At 60.2% G+C, this 18,860-nt stretch carries 30 protein-coding genes; 7 read left to right on the forward strand and 23 right to left on the reverse strand.

Features of this window, described 5'->3' with window-relative positions; all coding sequences use genetic code 11:
• Positions 1–40: 40 nt before the first annotated feature.
• Genes ACU4E7_RS01205 through ACU4E7_RS01220 form a run of 4 tightly spaced genes read right to left on the reverse strand, consistent with a single transcriptional unit; the run spans position 41 to position 2,381 of the window.
• The gene (locus ACU4E7_RS01205; RefSeq protein WP_447020338.1) at positions 41–394 is read right to left on the reverse strand and encodes a hypothetical protein; all 354 of its coding nucleotides are present in this window, start codon (positions 392–394) and stop codon (positions 41–43) included.
• A gap of 36 nt (positions 395–430) precedes the next feature.
• Entirely contained in the window at positions 431–1,093 is a 663-nt protein-coding gene (locus ACU4E7_RS01210) for a Gp138 family membrane-puncturing spike protein (protein WP_447020339.1), read from the reverse strand.
• 8 nt (positions 1,094–1,101) lie between these two features.
• Positions 1,102–2,067: a phage protein gene (locus ACU4E7_RS01215; RefSeq protein WP_447020340.1), complete on the reverse strand. Its 966-nt coding sequence runs from the start codon at positions 2,065–2,067 to the stop codon at positions 1,102–1,104.
• Entirely contained in the window at positions 2,064–2,381 is a 318-nt protein-coding gene (locus tag ACU4E7_RS01220) for a phage baseplate plug family protein (protein ID WP_447020341.1), read from the reverse strand. Before ACU4E7_RS01220 ends, ACU4E7_RS01215 begins: the two co-directional genes overlap by 4 nt.
• Positions 2,382–2,473: 92 nt before the next feature.
• Between ACU4E7_RS01220 and ACU4E7_RS01225 the strand changes: the two genes are divergently transcribed.
• Both ACU4E7_RS01225 and ACU4E7_RS01230 read left to right on the forward strand, forming a co-directional pair.
• Positions 2,474–2,728: a type II toxin-antitoxin system HicA family toxin gene (locus tag ACU4E7_RS01225; protein ID WP_447020342.1), complete on the forward strand. Its 255-nt coding sequence runs from the start codon at positions 2,474–2,476 to the stop codon at positions 2,726–2,728.
• Entirely contained in the window at positions 2,725–3,063 is a 339-nt protein-coding gene (locus ACU4E7_RS01230) for a type II toxin-antitoxin system HicB family antitoxin (protein WP_447020343.1), read from the forward strand. The genes ACU4E7_RS01225 and ACU4E7_RS01230 overlap by 4 nt, the downstream gene beginning before the upstream one ends.
• Positions 3,064–3,100: 37 nt before the next feature.
• On the opposite strand, the gene ACU4E7_RS01235 is transcribed toward ACU4E7_RS01230, so the two are convergent.
• The 3 genes from ACU4E7_RS01235 to ACU4E7_RS01245 are packed head-to-tail and all read right to left on the reverse strand — an operon-like array spanning position 3,101 to position 4,384.
• On the reverse strand, positions 3,101–3,346 hold the full coding sequence (locus ACU4E7_RS01235; protein WP_447020344.1) for a hypothetical protein: 246 nt from the start codon (positions 3,344–3,346) through the stop codon (positions 3,101–3,103).
• Complete coding sequence (locus tag ACU4E7_RS01240) at positions 3,346–4,128, reverse strand: antA/AntB antirepressor family protein (RefSeq protein ID WP_447020345.1); 783 nt, start codon at positions 4,126–4,128, stop codon at positions 3,346–3,348. Before ACU4E7_RS01240 ends, ACU4E7_RS01235 begins: the two co-directional genes overlap by 1 nt.
• A 10-nt stretch (positions 4,129–4,138) precedes the next feature.
• Complete coding sequence (locus ACU4E7_RS01245) at positions 4,139–4,384, reverse strand: Arc family DNA-binding protein (protein ID WP_447020346.1); 246 nt, start codon at positions 4,382–4,384, stop codon at positions 4,139–4,141.
• Positions 4,385–4,490: 106 nt separating this feature from the next.
• On the opposite strand from ACU4E7_RS01245, the gene ACU4E7_RS01250 reads away from it, so the two are divergent.
• Together ACU4E7_RS01250 and ACU4E7_RS01255 are read left to right on the forward strand one after the other, a co-directional pair.
• Positions 4,491–4,754 (forward strand): Arc family DNA-binding protein, encoded by a 264-nt coding sequence (locus ACU4E7_RS01250; protein ID WP_447020347.1) that lies wholly within the window; start codon positions 4,491–4,493, stop codon positions 4,752–4,754.
• A 41-nt stretch (positions 4,755–4,795) separates the two neighbouring features.
• On the forward strand, positions 4,796–5,197 hold the full coding sequence (locus ACU4E7_RS01255; protein WP_447020348.1) for a hypothetical protein: 402 nt from the start codon (positions 4,796–4,798) through the stop codon (positions 5,195–5,197).
• A gap of 55 nt (positions 5,198–5,252) precedes the next feature.
• Here the strand turns inward: ACU4E7_RS01255 and ACU4E7_RS01260 are convergent, their stop codons facing one another.
• Both ACU4E7_RS01260 and ACU4E7_RS01265 read right to left on the reverse strand, forming a co-directional pair.
• Positions 5,253–5,903, reverse strand: coding sequence for a hypothetical protein (locus ACU4E7_RS01260; protein WP_447020349.1), 651 nt, complete (start codon positions 5,901–5,903; stop codon positions 5,253–5,255).
• Positions 5,900–6,085, reverse strand: a complete 186-nt coding sequence (locus ACU4E7_RS01265; protein WP_447020350.1) for a hypothetical protein — start codon at positions 6,083–6,085, stop codon at positions 5,900–5,902. The genes ACU4E7_RS01260 and ACU4E7_RS01265 overlap by 4 nt, the downstream gene beginning before the upstream one ends.
• A gap of 569 nt (positions 6,086–6,654) precedes the next feature.
• Here ACU4E7_RS01265 and ACU4E7_RS01270 point away from each other — a divergent pair.
• Positions 6,655–6,891 (forward strand): phage minor head protein, encoded by a 237-nt coding sequence (locus tag ACU4E7_RS01270; RefSeq protein ID WP_447021697.1) that lies wholly within the window; start codon positions 6,655–6,657, stop codon positions 6,889–6,891.
• 17 nt (positions 6,892–6,908) lie between these two features.
• Positions 6,909–7,655 (forward strand): hypothetical protein, encoded by a 747-nt coding sequence (locus ACU4E7_RS01275; RefSeq protein WP_447020351.1) that lies wholly within the window; start codon positions 6,909–6,911, stop codon positions 7,653–7,655.
• Positions 7,656–7,685: 30 nt separating this feature from the next.
• Here ACU4E7_RS01275 and ACU4E7_RS01280 read toward each other — a convergent pair whose 3' ends face one another.
• Both ACU4E7_RS01280 and ACU4E7_RS01285 read right to left on the reverse strand, forming a co-directional pair.
• Complete coding sequence (locus ACU4E7_RS01280; protein WP_447020352.1) at positions 7,686–8,231, reverse strand: phage baseplate protein; 546 nt, start codon at positions 8,229–8,231, stop codon at positions 7,686–7,688.
• On the reverse strand, positions 8,231–10,096 hold the full coding sequence (locus ACU4E7_RS01285; RefSeq protein ID WP_447020353.1) for a hypothetical protein: 1,866 nt from the start codon (positions 10,094–10,096) through the stop codon (positions 8,231–8,233). Before ACU4E7_RS01285 ends, ACU4E7_RS01280 begins: the two co-directional genes overlap by 1 nt.
• Positions 10,097–10,234: 138 nt before the next feature.
• Here ACU4E7_RS01285 and ACU4E7_RS01290 point away from each other — a divergent pair, with 138 nt between their 5' ends.
• Positions 10,235–10,513 (forward strand): hypothetical protein, encoded by a 279-nt coding sequence (locus tag ACU4E7_RS01290; protein ID WP_447020354.1) that lies wholly within the window; start codon positions 10,235–10,237, stop codon positions 10,511–10,513.
• Between the two features lie 30 nt (positions 10,514–10,543).
• Here the strand turns inward: ACU4E7_RS01290 and ACU4E7_RS01295 are convergent, their stop codons facing one another.
• The 12 genes from ACU4E7_RS01295 to ACU4E7_RS01350 all read right to left on the reverse strand — a co-directional run bounded on the left by ACU4E7_RS01295 (position 10,544) and on the right by ACU4E7_RS01350 (position 18,855).
• Positions 10,544–12,301 (reverse strand): M15 family metallopeptidase, encoded by a 1,758-nt coding sequence (locus ACU4E7_RS01295; protein ID WP_447020355.1) that lies wholly within the window; start codon positions 12,299–12,301, stop codon positions 10,544–10,546.
• A gap of 1 nt (position 12,302) precedes the next feature.
• Positions 12,303–12,464, reverse strand: a complete 162-nt coding sequence (locus ACU4E7_RS01300) for a DUF6889 family protein (protein ID WP_447020356.1) — start codon at positions 12,462–12,464, stop codon at positions 12,303–12,305.
• 14 nt (positions 12,465–12,478) lie between these two features.
• Positions 12,479–12,958 (reverse strand): phage tail assembly chaperone, encoded by a 480-nt coding sequence (locus ACU4E7_RS01305; RefSeq protein WP_447020357.1) that lies wholly within the window; start codon positions 12,956–12,958, stop codon positions 12,479–12,481.
• Positions 12,958–13,392 (reverse strand): phage protein, encoded by a 435-nt coding sequence (locus ACU4E7_RS01310; RefSeq protein WP_447020358.1) that lies wholly within the window; start codon positions 13,390–13,392, stop codon positions 12,958–12,960. Before ACU4E7_RS01310 ends, ACU4E7_RS01305 begins: the two co-directional genes overlap by 1 nt.
• Positions 13,393–13,408: 16 nt before the next feature.
• Complete coding sequence (locus tag ACU4E7_RS01315; protein ID WP_447020359.1) at positions 13,409–14,884, reverse strand: DUF3383 domain-containing protein; 1,476 nt, start codon at positions 14,882–14,884, stop codon at positions 13,409–13,411.
• The gene (locus tag ACU4E7_RS01320) at positions 14,884–15,468 is read right to left on the reverse strand and encodes a phage neck terminator protein (protein ID WP_447020360.1); all 585 of its coding nucleotides are present in this window, start codon (positions 15,466–15,468) and stop codon (positions 14,884–14,886) included. Before ACU4E7_RS01320 ends, ACU4E7_RS01315 begins: the two co-directional genes overlap by 1 nt.
• Positions 15,465–15,836 carry a hypothetical protein gene (locus ACU4E7_RS01325; protein WP_447020361.1) on the reverse strand — a complete coding sequence of 124 codons (372 nt, stop codon included), beginning with the start codon at positions 15,834–15,836 and terminating at the stop codon, positions 15,465–15,467. Before ACU4E7_RS01325 ends, ACU4E7_RS01320 begins: the two co-directional genes overlap by 4 nt.
• A complete protein-coding gene (locus ACU4E7_RS01330; protein WP_447020362.1) occupies positions 15,836–16,333 on the reverse strand; it encodes a hypothetical protein in 498 nt (165 codons plus the stop codon). The genes ACU4E7_RS01325 and ACU4E7_RS01330 overlap by 1 nt, the downstream gene beginning before the upstream one ends.
• The gene (locus tag ACU4E7_RS01335; RefSeq protein ID WP_447020363.1) at positions 16,333–16,740 is read right to left on the reverse strand and encodes a DUF4054 domain-containing protein; all 408 of its coding nucleotides are present in this window, start codon (positions 16,738–16,740) and stop codon (positions 16,333–16,335) included. The genes ACU4E7_RS01330 and ACU4E7_RS01335 overlap by 1 nt, the downstream gene beginning before the upstream one ends.
• Positions 16,740–17,162 (reverse strand): hypothetical protein, encoded by a 423-nt coding sequence (locus ACU4E7_RS01340; protein ID WP_447020364.1) that lies wholly within the window; start codon positions 17,160–17,162, stop codon positions 16,740–16,742. The genes ACU4E7_RS01335 and ACU4E7_RS01340 overlap by 1 nt, the downstream gene beginning before the upstream one ends.
• 61 nt (positions 17,163–17,223) lie before the next feature.
• Complete coding sequence (locus ACU4E7_RS01345) at positions 17,224–18,327, reverse strand: hypothetical protein (RefSeq protein ID WP_447020365.1); 1,104 nt, start codon at positions 18,325–18,327, stop codon at positions 17,224–17,226.
• Between the two features lie 15 nt (positions 18,328–18,342).
• On the reverse strand, positions 18,343–18,855 hold the full coding sequence (locus ACU4E7_RS01350) for a structural cement protein Gp24 (RefSeq protein WP_447020366.1): 513 nt from the start codon (positions 18,853–18,855) through the stop codon (positions 18,343–18,345).
• Positions 18,856–18,860: the final 5 nt, after the last annotated feature.

Raw genomic sequence — 18,860 nt, forward strand, 5'->3', positions numbered from 1 at the left:
CGCGAGCCAGCCCGAAAATCTCAAGGATGTGTGGGGCGCCTTAGAGCGGCGCAGTCACCGTGATCGTCCCGTAGTCCGTGGTGACCGTCGCTGAGACGGTGAACTTCCGGGTGTCGGGATCGAATGTCGAAGAATAGGCGTCCAGGGAGGACACCCCCTCAGTTCCCATGATGCGCTCGCGGATGGCGGCGTCACGGGTTCCAGAGGTGTGCTTCCCGAGGATTTTGGTGTCGTAAGGCGTTCCATCGGATGTATCGAGGAACCATTCGCCAAGGCGGAGAAGGAGCCGGGTCTTGATCGCCTGTGCGGGGGCTTCCGGGACATCGCGCCAGAAATTCGAGGCGCTCCGGCCGAACGTCATGTCGCCCGAACTGTCGAGCTTCCTATATCTCAACGGAAGCCCTCCCCTCGCGATCATGAATTTCTGTAGTCATACCACCGCGAACACCTTAGTGGAAGGCCCAGCGACGGTTACGACAGGAGAACCCCCGTCGCCCCCAAGATTCACCCGGGCTTCCGTGACCTTCACCGTCATTTCGTTGTTCTTAAGGACGGCGAGCTGATCGGTGATGGTGACCGAAACATTCTCGACGGTGAGGGACGTCTGTCCATTCTTGAAATCGAAGACCGTCTTACCATCGTCTGAACGCAACTGCGTCGAATCCTCGGACGGATTGGACAATGCGTTCTTGTCGCTCCGGAAGCCAGGGATGCAGAAGGCGTTCGAAAGGTCATGCATCCGTGTGTCGATGATCTGCTGTTGGCCGCCATTCTGCTGCCACACGTCCGGGGAGCGCGAGGCCATGACCGCCAGCACCTCGTCGCCCTCCTTCAGCGGGAAGGTGAGCGAGAGCCCGCCGCCCGAGGGGAAATGGATCTTCACATCGGGGATGACCGGCTTAGACACCCATTCCATGGTGCCGTCGGGCTTGCGGATGGCGGCCTTCGTTGTGGGCTGTAGATGCGCCGTTTGCGTCTTCCAGTCCACCGAGACGATGGTACACGGCTCTGCGGTATGGACCTCAGCAAGGCGGGCTTCCACAATAGTTTCCACTGCCTCTCGGATGTCCTCATAGCGGGTCCTGGCATCCATGCTCTGCCTCAATTGGATGTATAAGCTGTTATATCAGCAACACTTTCCTGCGCAACTCTCTTGCTGACAAATTTTCCGTTCAGTGGGATACCGACGATGTCGGAATACCACTCCGTTCCTCTGGTATCTCCGACATGGGAAAGAAACACGATCTTGTAGAGCCCGTCAGCTGCGATGCTATTTTGGAGCCAGCTTGCATCGCGTATTTCCGTCTGGGTAGATGTCAGCGTCAGCTTTGTGCGCTGGATACTAGCCTCATCGATCTGCACACTGCCACCGACTTCCAGCCTGGGGTTGAGCAGGCACCGGGCTTCCACGCAGCCATCCATGGTCTGCACGGGCATCCCGATCATGCCTGTTCCCGAGTTCAAGACGACGGTGTTGCCCTCCAGCGCCTCAGTATATTTGACGATCTGGAGCTTCCCGCCCTTAATCCACCAATTCGCCCCGACTGTTTGGCAGATCGATCGGAGCTGATGACGGACCATTCCAAACATAGCCCGGCCGCGGGGCATCTTCACGGAGCCAAGGTCCGGGATATTGCCTGCGGTGATGCCGTATGGCTTGAGCGCTTCTAGGCATGCGTCGATCTGGTCCTTGAACGTGTGACCAGAGGCTAGGGTCTTAGACATCATTGCATAAGAGTATGCGGTCTGTTCGGTGCGGGCCTGGATGTTGAAATAGGTATCGACGGGCGTCTCACGCGCGGGTCCGCGCTTCTGAACGATCTGCCCGTCAAAGATCGTGGCGAAGTTCCCGTCATAGCCGGCCTCTAGGGTGAGCTTCGCGTATTCAGTTTTGCTGATCTTGTTCGCCGTCGCATTGGACAGATTCGAAATAGTTGCGTCCGCTCGCCATGGCGTCGATCGCGTCGCCATCTCGACGTTGAAGCGGATGCGAAGATCGGAAACGTCGATCGCCTCGCTGCCCGTGCCGACATAGAGCCGGCATTCCCTGATCCACTGCCGCGTCATGCGGGGATCCAGTACAGGTGGGACGTGTCGCCCAAGCTGGAGAAGGTCGGCACTGCATCCTGGTCCCCGTCAGTGGCCACATAGAGCGAGCCGCCAATCCCGAGATGCTTATAGGGGGCGAGGAGATCGGCGCCCGTCACCAACGAGATGCCAGCCACGAGGGCGGTCCCATCCTCAGATGCGATGTCGAGAACCCATCCCGCCTCATAGGCCGCCCTCCATTGGAGGGTCAGTTGATAGACGGTGTCGTTCAGTGTCACGGATAGCGTCTGGTTAGACGCTGGCGTGATGGGGATTTCATAGGTGGTGGCCATCGGTGCTCCAAAGGAACGGCCGCCCTGTAGCGGCATCCATCTTGCTATCATTTAATGCTTGCATAAAATTCAAGGCACGCTATCATGCTTGCATGAACAGCAAGCACCAGAAGACCCTATCCGCCGTCTTTGCTGAACCCGCTTCCGGCACCATCGAGTGGGCGGGGATCGAGAGGCTTCTGGTGGCTGTTGGCTGCAAGGTGATCGAGGGCTCAGGCTCTCGCATCAGGTTCGAGAAGGATGGGAAGGTCGCGTCCTTCCATCGCCCTCACCCTGAGAAAGAGGCCAAACGCTACCAAGTTCGCGATGCCCGCGCCTATCTGACGCTTCTAGGAGTCGCCCCATGAGCACAATGTCGTACAAGGGCTATCAGGCCCGGGTCGAGTTCGACGCCGACGACGAAATCTTCGTCGGCCACCTCGCCGGCATCAATGATATCATCGGCTTCCACGCTGACACGGTAGAGGGGCTCAAAGCCGCCTTCCACGAAGCCGTAGACGATTATGTCAAGACCTGCGCCAAGGTCGGTAAGGCCCCGCAGAAGCCCTACTCTGGGAAGGTGATGTTCCGCATCTCCCCCGAGGTGCATGCCAACGCGGCCCTCGCGGCTGAACTGGCGGGCAAGAGCCTCAACGAATGGGCGGAAGAAGCCCTCGCTGCTGCCGCGAGTAAGGCGGCGTGACCCATGGTGAAGGGCGGCCGAAGCCGCCCCGTCCTATTCAGGTGATCTTCGAGAGCGCATTGCGGATAATCTCTCCGTCAATGGTTTTCTCGACGGCCTCCCACCACGCGTCGATCTCAGCATTGTCCAGATCGCAGTATGCCGCCCAATAGATGGCGTCAGGCATGCCTGGGAATGTACGAGCAACCACGGCCATTTCAGGCTCGCCATTGGCGCGCGCCTGCTTGATGACCTCGATCACCTGGGCGAGCACCTGTTCATGAATTTCCTTGCGCGGGGCCATCACGCGGCCCTCGCCGCCGGGCTCATCAGCTTCGCCAGCTTGGCGAGGCCGCGCGGCGTCACCCGCACTTGCTCCACCACCTTCTCACTGCCATCCGCCTTGAGTACGGTCGTGACCTTATGCTCCAGGTCTCCGGCATTCACGCGGGACTGGTAGCCGACATCATGGGCAGTGCCGGGGCGCTTATAGACCCAGCCATGAGCGCGGAGGTAATCGAACAGATCCTTTGGCCGAACCTGTAGCGCCTTCGCCGCGTCAGTAATGCACAGCGAGCCATCCGCCGTGGCGATCCGGTCGAGTGCAGCGACCTTCTCGCCCTGCTCTTCCACCTTGGCCTCCAGCGCCAGCACCTTTTCCGAATAGGTGAGGAGGAGCCCGCGCATGGCCGCCGGGTCGTTCAGAACCTGGATGGGGTCAATGGGCTTCACCTCGCGGGCCACCCGCTCGCATTCGATGAAGTGGGCGCGGGCCTTCTTGCCCTGGTCGTTGCGCTCCACCATCGACAGCTCCTTCGCCATGTCGAGGGTGATGGCGTATTCCTTGGAGGGGCGGCCCCCGGAAGGGTTATTTCCCGTTTCGGAAAAAACCTCAAAGTCGCGCCCCTGCTCGAAACCGTACTGCGCAATGCGCTCGGTGATCCACGCGGCGAATACCTTCCCCACTTGGAGGAAGGCATGCAGTTCGCGGGCATCGACGGCGCGCACCTGCCGGCCGCCCAGCTCGAAATCGTGGACGCCGGGCTTGCTTTCCTCGGCGGGGGTGAGCAAATCGTTGGTTGTCATCTGCGGCACCTCATTTGCCGTTGGTGAAAATGCTGCCGCCTTGCAGGGCGGCGGTGTGATCGGCAGCGGCGGGGGCTTGGTTTACGAGGCCCTCCCCCGTCGCTGCTTCGGCGCCCAGGAGGGCGCGTTCGAGGTGAAAGATCGCCTCGGAATTCATTGAACGATTGCTGGCCTGAGCCACCACCTTCAGCCTGTCTCGGAGACCGGGGGGAAAGCGCAGCATGAACTGATCCGCTCCCCTGCTCGCCACTGTCATTTGCACCTCCGCAATAGGACTACGGACATACTGGTATGCCCGACATACGATTGCGTCAAGCGAAATCATATGTCGGTGCTACGTGCGCGACAGAATAGGACCGCAGATGACATCCCGCGTCCCCAGCCGGGGATCAGACCAATTCAACCTTCGCTTCCCGGATGGGATGCGGGACCGGATCAAGGAGGCCGCAGAAGCCAGCGGCCGCAGCATGAATGCCGAGATCATCGCACGCCTCGAAGCGAGCTTCGCCCCCAGGCAGCCCGGCGATGAGCAGATCGCGGCCCTAGGAGAGCGCCTCGACGACGTTATAAGGATGATGACGGAACGTGGGCTGATCCCGCCCAAGCCCGGCTCCACCTCAGATTGAACCTGGGGTATGGCGCACCACTAGTTACGGGGAGGCATCATATGCAGTCGCGGTTGTCCTGGGTCGCTCTCTCCTGCGCGCTCGCGCTGCCGTCCATTCCGGCGCGGGCGGCGGACAGGCCCATCCCACAATTCAGTGTCGAGGCGAATTGTGACGAAGCTGCCTTAAACCCTCGCAACGAAGGCGACTACAAGTCGATCTACTCCAAGTGCATCATGCGAGAGCAAGAACAGTATAATGCTGTGAAAATGATTTGGAACACGGTTGAAAATCGGGTCGTTGATTATTGCAATGGAGCCTACGGCAACATCGGTACAAGCCCAAATTTTAGGATCAAATTCTACGAGGTCTACCTAGCGTGCCTTCAGTATTTTGGGCCCGGATACTTCGAAGGCAAGGAGCAGCGCGAGCAGGTGCGGAAAGACTTCCAGTTCCAGCGGTAATCCCCACCCGCTCCCGACTCCATCTCCGATTGAAGCTTGGGCTATGGTGCCTGCCTCAGTTCTTCCCCAGCAGGGGCTGTGCCCACTCGGCTCGCTCGCGGTGGAGCGGCTGTCCCATGAGCACCCGGCCAAAGGCAGGGTCTCCACCATAGTGGCGGGTGACGATGTCGGAGAGCACGCCTTCCAGAGCCTTCCCGAAGTCGGGGGCAATCCCGCGCTCGACCCTCACATTCGCGGACACGATCGCCTGATAAAGCTCCGACGCCAGGGTCAAGTCGAACGGCAGCTTGGGGCTCTGCGGCAGGTCGGAACTGGACAGTGCCCCTCCCGGCTGCGGCAGTGCCCGCCGATGGGCCTTGACCTTCACCGGCTTCAGTTCGCCCTTCAGGTAGGCGTCGAACACCTCCACCATCTGGATAGTGACCTCGGTGGCGTCGGCCGTCTCGGACTTGGTGCAGAGGTAGAGGGCCTGCTTCTTGTTCAGCCAGTATGTCTTGCCGGGGCGGCCACCCTTGGGACCGGTTTCATCCACGGTGGATGAAACCCCACCGAACCGTTGCAGCGCCTCGATATGACGCTCCACCAGATGTTTCATCTTGATCTGCGCGCCGTACCCCAGCGCCTCGGCGAGACGCTGGTGCGCGATGCGCGGCTCGTGGTTCACCGTCGTGTTCAGATCGGCGAGGGTGAGAGCGGTTCCCATCACGCGATCTCCCTCACCTTGCGCGCCGCGCCGCCGGCCAGGATCGGGCGCTTCGGCTCGGTCTGGACGGGAGCCGCGCCGTGATCCGGTCCGAGGATTGCCGCCTTCAACAGCATCAGGGTGAAGGTCGCCGCGTCTTCGGGACGGCGGCGGGGTGTGGTAGAGGTGTGCGCAGCCTGTGCCATGGCTATCTCCCTTGGCTTGGGTCAGGGCCGGATGAGAGGTGGTGCTCTTGTCCGGCCCGTCTGTTTCTGACATTATAAACCTATTCGGAGGTTGTCAATGTCAGAAACAAAAAACCGAGGGGGGAGGCCGCGCATTGACGCTACGCCCATCACCGTACGTGTCCCTCCCGAACTGCTTTCCGCCCTTGACGCCTGGATCGCGGCGCAGCCAGACCCCAAGCCATCCCGTCCCGCCGCCATCCGCGCCTTCGTTGAGGCCGGGCTTCATATGCTGGGGAAGGATGACTCCACTCCCGATTGAGCTTGAGCTATCGTGCCTGCCCTATCGCTCGGGGGAGGCGACGTGAATGTCATATGCGCAGATCGCCGCTGCAATTTTCGTCGCGGCCATTCTGCTTGCAGCGCGCCTCCATATGCGGAGGCTTAGCCGCTCAAAGCAGAAGCCCATCAGCGATCTCAATCCAACGCCCTACGAATTGCGCCTCGCCAACCGACGCCCTATCCCACCCAAGAGGGCCGGACTGTCACCCCCGGAACAGGAGGCGGAGAAGGCGCGATTTGCCTATGAGATGCGGCTCCGAGGGAGTGTAGCGTTTGACCGGACGAAGAGCCGGGCGGAATACATCGGCAGCAAAGGTTACAGATGGAGGAGCGCCGGAGATAGCGATGTGTGCGACATCTGCGCCAAGAACAACGGAAAATTCTTCAAATGGAACGCTCCCCCACCCTGCGGGCCTCCGGGGACACACTCTCTCTGCCCGGATGGACATTGCAGGTGCTACGCAGAACCTGACATCCCAAACTGACGCATGCCGGAGCCGCCATGATGACCAAGAAAATGGTAATCGGTTATATCTTGGTGAGCATCGCCGCCGGAGGGGCATCAGCGGGTGAGCTGGCACCGGGGGCGGATGACCCAGGCATCATGGGGACTTGGTCCACGAATTGCCGCAAGCTTCCCGTCACAGAAACGTTTCATGTCGACATCGACAGCATCCAAATCGGAGATCGCCACTGCGTCTTCGTTGATTGGAAAAATACCGTTGTGGGCTGGTATTCGCCGCTTGCGTGTTCAACGGAAGGCAAAATAAACGCCGGTCATTTTCTCGTACAAAAGAAGTCTCCGGAACAAATTGCCGTCGATTTTGATGGGCTAAACGAAACGTTCTCCAGGTGCGACGTGCCATCTTCTCCCGCTGCCGCGGCGCCCAAGGATATCAGCGCTCGCCTTAATGGCGATTGGGCGCGCGACCGCAAAGCCTGTGCCCTCTATAAGTCGGGAGAATTCGATAAGCCCGGGCACGACACGGCGACGCTAAGCCGATTTGGCGTCGCCACTGTCGAGAACGGCAAGTTTGAAATGTGGGCCAGTCCAGTTAGGTGCCAAATATCCTTGAACGGCAGCCCGGACGGCGGGAAATACGACGTCTCGGCGCAGTGTCAGGTGAAGGACTATCCGACACGACCTGCAACCGGGTCTGTCACTTTCCGCCCATCGGGCGCCGCAAACCTAGAATTGCACGGCGCCGACTTCGGCCTCATCAAGCTCATCAAATGCGGTCAGGAATAGTGCCTCCTCACGCCACATTCGCGCCTGCCGTCACTCGTTCGACCAATTGGACAGGGTGTAGGACGATTCAGTTACCTGCTTCGTCCCGGTGTTCGTCGTCCCCGAAGTCCGCGCCGCATCGGACTGGGTGCTCGACGAATTCGTCGCCACCGTACTGGTGCTCACAATCAGCACCTCGCGCAGCAGCACCCTGGCAAAAAGCGCATATTGCGTGGCGGCCGACGTGCTCACCTCGATCCCGGTGATGAGCATGTTGGAGTAGGTGCGCTTGGAGGTGGTTGCCGTGAACGGCTCGCGCGCCGTTTGAAGGGTGAGCAGGCCCTCTTGGATCAGCCGGGAATAGCCCTGGTAGTTGCCAGAGTCCGACCACCCGCACCGGAGCTCCACCTCCTTCGGCATCATGAAGGCATGATCCGAGATGGCCGCGCCCTTCTCCACCGGATGGTTGGTGATGAAGAGGCTGTCGCGGCTCACCTCTTCCACCACCACGTCAGGGGTGATGCCGCCGATGGAAGCCCCGGCGGAGATGAGGATCTGCGCCGTCGTGTTCAGGACGGCTTCAACGATGTTCGCCATCAGGCCGCCGCCCTTTCCACCTGATCCGTCAGGCCCTTGTTCACGCGCATCTGGGCGGTGGCCACCTCAGCCGTGGTGCGTGTCGGATCGGGGTCCCCGTGCACGATGATCTCGGTTTCTTGGTCGGCTGCCAAGTCGAAGGTGTGCGATGTCGATCCGAGAGGCGGGGCATAGAGGCTCTGCTTGTCGGGGATGGCGGATGGCACGTCGATATTGATCTTCGGCCGCTCGGGCTCTTTCGCCTTCGTGCTGAGGTCGAACTCGCGCATACGCTTCGCCCATCCGACATCAGGCCCTTCGATGCCGAACCTCTCCCCGCCCGCGGAGAAGGTCCCTGGGCCCCCGGCAAACCCCACCGTGCCGCTCGCGTTGCCGGTGGCGTAATTCGAGATGTTGGACCCGCCCAACACCGCGCCCGTCATCCCCTTGTACTTTTCTCTGTACCGAGGGTCGACCATGAAGCGCTGAGCCTTGCTGTGGGTAATGCCGGGGAAATAGCTCCCCGATAGCGTCTCACGCAGCGTTTGCCCGCGCGCGGATGCCCGGTTCATGATCGATTCCATGAATGCCTGCTGTGCGGCCGCCCCTTGGCTCCCAACTTCGGCCTCGGTGTAGGCGGCGAGGCGCGCCGCGACATCCGGGTCTTCCAGCTCCTTGGCGAACCGCTTGCGGGCATCAGCCAGCGACATGGCGGGCTCGCTGGAAGCCGGCGTTGCGTCCGCCCCCGGCTGGCCCGATCCACCGCCCTCTCCTCCCTCACCGCCCCCGTAGCCGAACATGCGCCCGATGAAGGACTTCGCCCGGCTGAAGAAGCCTTGCTTCTGCGGAGCCGCCTGGCTGCCGCCGCCCTGTGCTGGGGCCGCCTCAGCCTTTCCAGGCGTGAGAGCCGCGATCAATGCGACAATGCCGGCGATGATCAGACCGATAGGCCCGAGCATCCCGGCCACCGTCGCGGCGAGCCAGCCCCCGCCGATGATCTCCACTGCCCGCAGGAAGCCATCTGCGCCGGTCATCCACTCGAGGAAATCCAGGAGCCCCTGCCCCGTCCCGAAAACAGCCTGCGACCATTCCTGCACCTTGGCGAAGAGGTCAGACATCGCCGCGACCAAGGCCAGACATACCGCGACAATTTTGTCCTGGTGCTTCTCAAGCCACGCCTTCAGGTCGTCAATGATCGGGATCAGAGCCGGGCCGATGGACAGTGCGATTTTGCCCAGCATCGCATCGAAGGTCATGAGCAGCCGGCGCCACCCAGTCATGATCAGTGTGGAGCTGATGCCCGCCTGCTTCCCATCCACGCCGAAGCGCTTCATCGCCTCCTTTTGTTCCTGCCGATACCGCTCAATCTTGTCGGCGTTGGACCGCAGGTTGAAATAGTCCTCCTCCGAGATCCCGAAGAGATCGGCCGTGCGGGCCGCGGTCGGGTAATCCTGGATCTTGTTGATGGCGGCCATGGTGTCGGCGAACACCGCGGCATTGTCGCGGAGCCTCCCGTTTTCCTTGGTCCTGACGCCGAGGTTGTTCAAGGTGCCGATGAGTGCCGGGAACCGCCGCAGGTGCGAGGCGAAGGTGTCGAGAATGTCCTCAGCCCGACCGCCGCTCACGCCGGTCTGCTTCAGCGCATAGGCGAGTGCCCGCACCTCCTCCACAGAGGTCCCCGCCCGACCAGCCATGGAATTCAGATGGTCGAGGCCAACGGTGGTCTCGACGAACACTTCCTTGGCCTTGCGCTCTAGCCGATCGAGGAATGCCCCGGCTTTGAGAACGGCGGCCTTCGCCTTCTCGACAGTCCGTTCCCAGGCCGATACGTCGCTCTCCTTCAGGTCGTACCCGAGAGAGACGAGGAATTCCTGGATGGTTTCCATGGGTCTCGCGCTATGCGTGGGGTGTTAACTCGAATTCTACCACCTGTTCGATAGAACCCACGCGGGAGGTGAAGCGGATCGAGCGGATTTCCGATCGAAATGCTTCAAGCACGTCCGTGGCGTCGAAGGAGGGTGAAGATGTCGTCTGAGCTTGATCGGAGCTTTGCGGATGGGGCGGGGATTGCGGCCCTTGCGGTGCTGAGGGCTGTCCTGCCGCTTCTGGTTCAGAACAACGTCGTGCAGGATCAGGAACTTCATGACGCTCTTGATGCGGCTTTGCTGCACCTCGAAGAGGCTCAGGCCGCCTTTGATAAATCCGGTACGCATAATCCATCTGCTCTAAAGTCCGCACGATTTCTTGTGCAGACATTGATAGTTCCGCAGCGCTTTCGATCAGCCGGCGATCCACCATCATGATCTTCCCAGGATCATCCATGTCCTTCTCCGTTAAACGAACGCGCTCTGCCCATTTCTGATGAGGTCGGAAGCCACCCGGCTCTGCGCCCCGCTGAGGTTCGCCGCGGTGCCGGCCGGATCGGATGACCCATAGACCGTGATCGATGTGCGATTGCTGATGGAGGCGAGGCGCGCCGAAGACGACCCAAGCGCGGGCGCGCCGAACAGTTCGGATTGCTTATCCCTCAGGCGTATAGCGTCGTCTTCCCAGTTCGGATTGCGCCCGCGCTTCTCCGCCCGCTCGACATGCCACGGCTCATTACCCATAGGAAACGTGAGCCCGTATTCCTTTGCGTGAGAGTGAACCCACGCACGGGCCTCAGGGCTTCCAAACCCTAGGTCAAGCGCCTCCCCGAAATTATGGTTCGACTTTCCGGGTGGGGCAACCCACTTCCGGGCCTCTGCCGGCCCATACTTCGCGACGGCCTCTCGATAGAGCTGCTCTTGTCTTGCGATGCTCCGATAACCCGAATTCACGCTGATCGCGCTCCGAACATTTTCCGGCGCATCGGCGAGCATCTTGTCATAGCGCCGCTTCAGCTCAGCGTTAACACCATCCACCTTCGCTCCGGCGTCGGCGCCGACCTGCGGACGCGCATTGCCCTTGTTGTCCACCTCCGGCATCCCCAGCCGGCGGCGCACCGCATTCTGTCCTCGTGTCCACCAGTTATCCGGATCAGACGCTTTGCCATTGATCGCGTCGTTCACATCCGATCCGACCTTGAGCTTTTGCTCATCGGTCATGAAGAGCATGTCATACCCCATGCCCATGGCGAGCATGAGCAGGCCAAAGCTGCGGCTCTTCACAATCTTGTCGAAGACCCCGAGCATCCCCAAAAGCCACTTCCCGACCATGAAGGCCAGGATCACTTCCAGGGCAACCTTGAGGCTGTTCTTCTCTCCCGTGAGAAGCTCCACCATTTCTGCGAATTTGTCGGCGACGGGTTCAAGCGCCTTAAGCAGCGACCCAAAATCCGTAATAAGCCCCTTCACCGCTTCGAGGATCTGGTTCAGGATGCGAACGATCTGTTCCTGATGTTCCTCAAACCATTTCGCGATGTCCGCCATCAGATGGTTCAGCTGGGGCTGGAGAGCGACGGTAATCTTCGTGAAGAGAGCATCCAGATCCATCTGGAGCGCTCGAAACGATGTCATCAGCTTGTTGGAACTCTCGGCGGCCTTGTCCGGGTCAACCCCGAACCTCGCCTGCGTCGCCTCGAACTCCTTCGCCCACTTGATGACCTGCGGCCACTGCTTCGCCGCCTTGTTGAAGGTCTCCTCACTGACGCCGACTACCTCAGCGAACTGATAGCCGAGGTATTGGGGCATCTTTCCGAACTTCTCGAAAATGTCAGAGAGGATGGCTTCGGTCTTCCTTCCCTCTGTCGCGATGCCTTGCGCGTTGAGCCACTTGGCTGTTCCGGGGTTTGTCCTCAACGCCTTGGAGAGCCCCTCAAGGGAGGACTGCGCCTCGGCCCCGGACGCTCCAATCTGAGAGAAAGCGTAGGACAGTGCCTTGATGCCAGCGACGGTCGAATTGGTCCGCTGAGCCGCGAAATAGAGGTTGTCGAAGCTCTTGGATACCGCCACCACCGTGGCCTGGATGGTGGCCGCTGCCGCAGTGAGCCCAGCAGCGAGTGCCGCAAAGGTCTTGCCTAAACTGTCGAGGGCGGAATTGAAACGCTGCTCTTGAGCCTTGTCCACCTTTAGGCCAAGGGAAATGATATAATCTTCAAGAGTTTGCGCCATGTCATGACCCCCGCTTCATGGCTGCCTGGACGCGCCTGGAATTTTCATCGTGGGACGCGATCGCCTCATTTATGAGCGCGATGTCGCAGAGATCGAGGGTGCCATCCTTCAGGCTCTCGTACTTGCACCAGCCACGCGCGACCGGCTGTAGCAGCCAATCCATCCCGTTGGGGAGGCTCACGAGTTCGCAGTCTGGAGCAGCCCCGCTCCGGTCGAACCGGAGAACAGGGCGCCGATAAAAGGCGCGAGATCCTTCTTCACGACATGGGCGACGATGGTCAGCATGGTGAAGAGGTCGATATCCTCAAACATGCACGCATCTGCGTTCTTGGACCACACCTGAGCCCAGCCCGTGCCCGCCGGGGTTTTGGTTCCCCGCTCCACATGGGACAGGCACCGGCCGATGATGGCCTTGGTGTCCTGTTCCGGAAGGCTGGAAATCCCCTGAGCCAGGGGCATCAGATCCGCAACATCCATCTTCAGGAGGGCGCCAGCCAAGGGCCCTCCCGATGCTTCCCGTGCGGCGGCCTGGATCACCGGGACCAAAGACGTGGCCAGAGGCGTGAGCTTCTGCACCAGGAAGAGCTGGTCCATGGCGCCGAGTTTGCGCGCCCGGTAGGTGATGCCGTTCAGGTCGAATTCCTCAGGAGTGTCCATTATCCGAGGGTCTCCGTGATGGAGATGCAGTCAAAAGACCATTCCAGGGTGTTGCCAACCTTCGCCCAGGCGTTGTCAGGCATCTTTTTGAACGCGCAGTTCTGTGCGACGACGACATCGCCACGGTTCGTGTCGCGGATCGAGATGGTGTTCGTCCCGTGATAGGCCGGGGAGGATGTCTGGTACTTGTAGAGATCGGCGAACAAGGCATTTGTCGCCGATGTCTTCAGGAGCCGCACGGTGATCGTGCCGGCCCGGCCCGCATGAAGAGAGTGCATGCCGCCGCCATCGGAGCCGATGGTCATGGTGTTCTTGTCTTCGAGGAAGGTGACAGAAATGCCGCCCTCATCATTGTCCGAGCCGTAGCCGAACGAGAACGAACCGCCTTCGCCCACGATTGAGCCAGTGACGGTGGAGAAGCTATAGACGCCCAATGGTATCTCCTGTGGCTCAGCGGTTGACTGCGACTGTTATATTTACGCTATGCACGGCACCCGCCATTTTGGCGGCGATCTGGAAGGAGACGGACTTTCGCGCCTCTCGATCGGCCTGCGATTGCGTCGAAATATCCGGGTGATAGACGTAGTATCCACTATCCAGATAGTCTCCATTCTCCAGGGCGCCGAACCCATCAGCGTTCCACTGACCCGGAGCCACAAGACCATTGGTCACTGCCTGCTGTAGGCAATTCTCGATCTTGGTTGCGATGAGCGCCATACCGGCATTCGTCTGAGGTATCTTTGTCTTCGATGTGTAAAGCAGGTTCCACACCTCGGTCTGAATGTAGTTTTCCAGCCAATCCAGCCCGTGCACTTCGTCGAAGAAATACCCATTTGCCATCACACCTTCTTGAATGATGGCTGTATCATTGTCGTAGTTCACGAAGACGTTGCAGTTCTTCGCCTTCAGAGTTTTCGCCTGCGTCTCGGTCAGCGTCTCCGCAGTGACACCCGGCTCCGTCTTGAATTTCATGGTGAGCGTGGTGTTGCTCCCCGTGAAATCCACGGTTGCAGCTCGCCCGAAGAAGGAGCAAACAGCATAATTCGTGGCAGAATACTGTGACCAAGTTCGCTTCAGGTTCGCCGCGCTGACAACCGAAGCAAGATCCGTGTCCAGCGTATTGTCCAGAACGGTTGTGGAAGAGATCGTTGTGCCGATGATGCGCTTCTTACCAAGCGCCTCGATATACTCAGCAGCAGCCAGGAACTCAGCATTGCTCACGGCCGGCAGGACCATGGCGGCGTACCAATCGCCCGACTTGTCAACGAATGCCTCGATAGCCTCCGTCAGGCTTTCCGCCGCAATGCCGACCACAGGCGTGCCAGCCAGGGCGGAGGTGAGCTTCAGCGTCGCGGAGATGTCAGTCCCAGATGTGGGTGCAACTGCATATCCTACTGTCGAACTGGTGCCGGTGGTATCAGACTTCACCACGAAGCGTCCCGAATTCGCATCCCATGTGACCGAACCACCAGACAGGCCAGCGTCGATCAGAGCGGCAATTCCCGGCATGTTCAGGGCGGAAGAAAAGTTCAGGCCGGTGACGGTCTTAGTGGTCCCGTCAATGTCGATTTTGAACGCGCCGTCAGTGATGGAGGTCCAAGCCGATGTGAGTTGCTCGCTGGCGGTGAGAACGCCACCACGCAGAGTGCCGTGGGTCGCGGTCTGCCCCCATCGGCCGATATAGACCAAAGACGGCTGAGGGTCCTGAGCGAAGAACCGCGTCGCGCCGATGTATTCCGGATCGGTCGAGCCGAAATCAGCCGCGACATCATCCATGTCCGAATAAGAGCGGATGCGCTCCCCAACATCAATGACATCCGTCGTGCCGATGATCAGGCCCGCCCCGAAATTCCGGGTGGCCGCGGCAGTCGGCGAGATCGTGACCGTGACGTTTACGACATCCGAGACTGCAAGTCCCTGAGCCATCAGGTATTCTCCGTGTTCCAGGTGTTGCTGTTGCCGGTGTCAGCGGTGATCGTGCCTTCGGCAGACAGAAGGTTGCGGACCGCATAGGTGCGGGACACCGCATGGGTGAGCTTGAATCGCAGGTCCTGGCGGCGGACCCATTGGTTGTTCACGAAATCCGGTGCGGCCCAGATGCGGGAGCATTCCAAGAAGCCGAAGCCTTGCGATCTCAACGCTTCCTGGTTCTGCGGGATGGAAAGGCCATCTCGCATCCGGGTGGCAAATCCATAGGCGTCAGGGCCATAGAAGGAGGCGAGAACCTCAATCTCTTCTTGCCTTGTGGCTTCGTCAGTCCCCTCATCTTCCGGATGGTGGACGATAGAGGGGAGCCAGTGCGCATCGCTCGCGACGATGCGATAAGCGCACCAGTTGATGTTCAGATCTTCCTTCGCTGGAGGGTCTGGCTGCCACACTGGACGCACCATTTTCCCCGGCAGCGCGGTGATCCCGACAATGGCGGCCTGAATCTGGTCTTCTAGCGCATTGTCAGCCGCCGGTGCCGTCGATATGGGCGCGAGATAGCCGCCCGTGCTGGAATCGGTCACGGGGGCGCCATTCCCTTCAGTTCAGCGGAGGCTTCGACGAACCCAGCTCCATACCTGGAGCAATCACCCACTGCGGTGATCACGTAGCGCTTGGAGTTCCAAGTGATTTCATCCGCGTCGTAGCCATCCATGGATGGGATCAAGCGGAATTGGGTCACGACCGTAATGGTCTCCGAGACATTGGAGCCTTCGGCCTGTCGCTGAAGTGTGCTCCATTGGTCTGGGGTGACGACTGCGATGGCAGAGGTCACCGTCTCCGCTCTTGTGGAGCGACCATCATCCCCGATGGTCACGGACTGTCGGTAGACAGTGATGGTGTCTGCGAAGTCGGGATCAAGAAGAACGTCTGACACGTCGAGAAGGGGCATCAGTCGTCACCCTTCTTGCGGACCACATAGGTCTGTGAATTCCTATAGGCTCCGGTGTCTATGAGAGGCTTCTCGCCAGTCCGCCCCTTGGCTTTGCGTTTTGCCAAGGTAAGCGGCGCCAGAGGCAAAAATGGTCCCTCTGTGATCTTGTTTCGCACCGCATTCTGACCGATCATCCCGGCTGTGTGCAGAGCTTTATCAGCAGCATCTGGCTTACCTGAAAGTACGCTGCGTACTCCAGACCCAAGAGCTTTTGCGAGATCACTCTTCGCCCCTTCTATCGCCGGCCGAAGATGGGAGCGGGCTGGGATATTCTTCCCGCCGAATTCCATCAAATAGCCTATCTCGGCATTATTGAGTGGAGGCTTTTCTTCACCCGGTTCCGGTTCACGTCCCGCATTTTCCGCGGGGATTCCGACCAGAGCTTCGTTGTGGGTCAGCCCCCTGAGGGCGGAGAGCAGCTTTGCCGATCCGCTCTTCTTGATCTCCACCGGCATCAGAAAATCCTGGGGCGCCGGTTGGCGACGTAAAATGGGCCGGTGTTCGCCCCCCTGAGAAGCTGGTAGAGCCGCGTCCCGTAGGTCGTGAGGTTCCAGGCCCCGGCGCCATCGATGGTGGATGATCCCGTGTCATAGGACACAGTGACCTTGTCCACCGTCTTGGAGGACGTGACACCAGAGGCGCCACCACTGACACCGCCGAATGCCGCCGCCTTCGCGTCCTTGGCGCTGAGCACCAGATTGTGGGCCGCATAGAGCATGACCGCGAGGTCGTAGTTCGCCCCAAGCCGCTCCGCATTGAGTTGGAGAGGAGCCTGCGCAAGCCAGAATTCCACCTGCACCTGCGGGTAAACAGAGGCGCTAGAGAACTCTGTGAAAACCGAGGTGAAGGTGGCGTAATCCATCACGCGGCCTTGGAGTCGGCCTTGGCAATGCCGCGCATGGGCTTATCAGGGTCGAGGGCTTCCAGGCCGCATTTGATCTCGGCTTGCTCCTTCGCCTGCTTCTGAACGCTGTCGATCCGCTCAGAGGCGAACACCAGGCCGTTCTTCACGACGGGGTGTTCTGCATTCTGTTCCAGCCAAGCCGCCCAGAAATCGGCATCCACGCCAGAGGTGATGGCATAGCCACCAGCAACAGGAGCATTCGGAGCCATTCCGAAGGGCGCCGCATAGCCCTTGAGGGTGACGGTGTCTCCCATCTGCGCCGCGGTCTCGATCTCTCGGTACGATCCGTCCTTCTGTTTCTCAATATGAGGAATCATTCGGAAAACGCGGAGTGCAAGGCCATTGGGCAGTTTGCACGCAACCGAAACAGATCCAGCCATGTGATCTCCATAAAAAAGGCCGGCGCGGGATAGCCCGGCCGGCCGTGTTGGGTGAGAAGGCTCAGATGCCGAGCATGGACACGATGGCGAAGGGCTGGCGAATGATCGCTCCCCAGGTGCCGCCAGTGCGCTTCTGCCGGAAGCTGGAGAGCTGGCGGATGATCGGATGCGAGCGCATCTTCTCATTGAACGCGCAATAGCCCGTTTCCTGGCCCTCGACCGAGGTCGCGATGAGCTGCATCAAGTTGCCGCCAGCAACACCCTGCGGGTTCGAAGCGGAGAGTACGGCATACTGTACTGCCGTCACAATCTTGATGTTGGGGTAGTTTTTCTGCAGGATATCCCTGGCGGTCAGGCCGAAAGAATTGGTGAAGCTGAGAGCGGCTTCGGATCCGGGCGACATCGCCAGAACCATGGGAGTTTCAGCGTCAACAAGACCACCGGTCTGCGCCACTAGAGCCGTGTATAGGGCCAAGATATCGTTGTAGACTTCGTTGGCCGTGCAGTTCGGGGCGCCCGAATTGAACCAGGTATTCCCCGTCGCCGGAGAGGCCTTGGTCGCCGGGCTCAGCGAAGCCGAGAGGTTCGGATCGTTGAGGAGGCCGTAGTTCTGGAGACCCGACACACCCTTGAAGTAGGTCAGGTTCTGGAACCGGTTCATGGTGGTCGCGGCAGCCGCGTCCAGCTCGCTCACATAGTTGATCTTCGCGAGGCCGGCCCGCTCCAGCTCCAGCTCACCGTATTCAACGATGGTCTGGTAGAGGTAGCTCTGGCGCTGAGGAAAGGCGGTATTTGCACCAGTGTGGCCATTCTCAGAATGGTCACCGTAGCTCGACACTTCACCCGTGTGTTCCACCACGGGGAACATAGCGGTCTGGTCAGTCCACGAGCCCTTGCGGACTTCACCGAGGATCTTCGCCGCGTTAGTGGGGGAGAACAGGATCTTGAAGACCTGCGGGTCCACCATAGTGGTCAGGAACGCGGGGATACCCGAGTTGGCGGAAGTCGAAAGGGTGGGAAGCGCGTCCATCGCGAGGGTGAAATCACGCTTCATGGGTTCGGTGGTGTAGGACACCACATCGGGGAAGACGACGCCAAGCTGCTCCAGAGTGAGGGAGTCAGCAGCCCAGGCGGCCTTCGCATCCTGGATCGTGTGGAAGGTCATGAACTGTGTCTCCTATCAGGGCAGACGGCTGATTTTGATGATCTCACCGGCCGCGCCGGCAGAGACCGCTTTCCAGGTGGTTTCGACGCTGCCGGACACGGTGGCGCCAGTCGCGGCGAAGGAGATGGTGCCGTCCGCCGTCTTGGCGAAGGCGACCATGCCCACGGTGACGGCAGAGGCCCCCGCGTTGGTCACCCACATGTCAGCCGCCGAAATGACGGTGACCGGGAATCCAGCGGGGATGAGGTTGCCGGCTTCCTGCAGGTAGGTGGTCATCAGCGCCTGCTGCTCACGCGGCACGATGCCCGCCGGAACACCGGAGCCGGTGTTGTTCACGAGAGCCGGGGCGCCATCAGCGTCCACGGTGCTCGAAGAGAGCCACGCGAAGAGGCCCACAGTGACACCAGAGGTGCCGGCGATGAGACCGCCCGGACCCGCCGGGACGGAATAGCGGGGATTGGTGGTGGCGAAATCGCCCGCGATGGCCGGAGCCTGGGCGACCTTGACCTGGGTCTGGAAATTGGCCATTCGGG

The sequence above is a fragment of the Xanthobacter sp. ZOL 2024 genome (assembly GCF_052932325.1).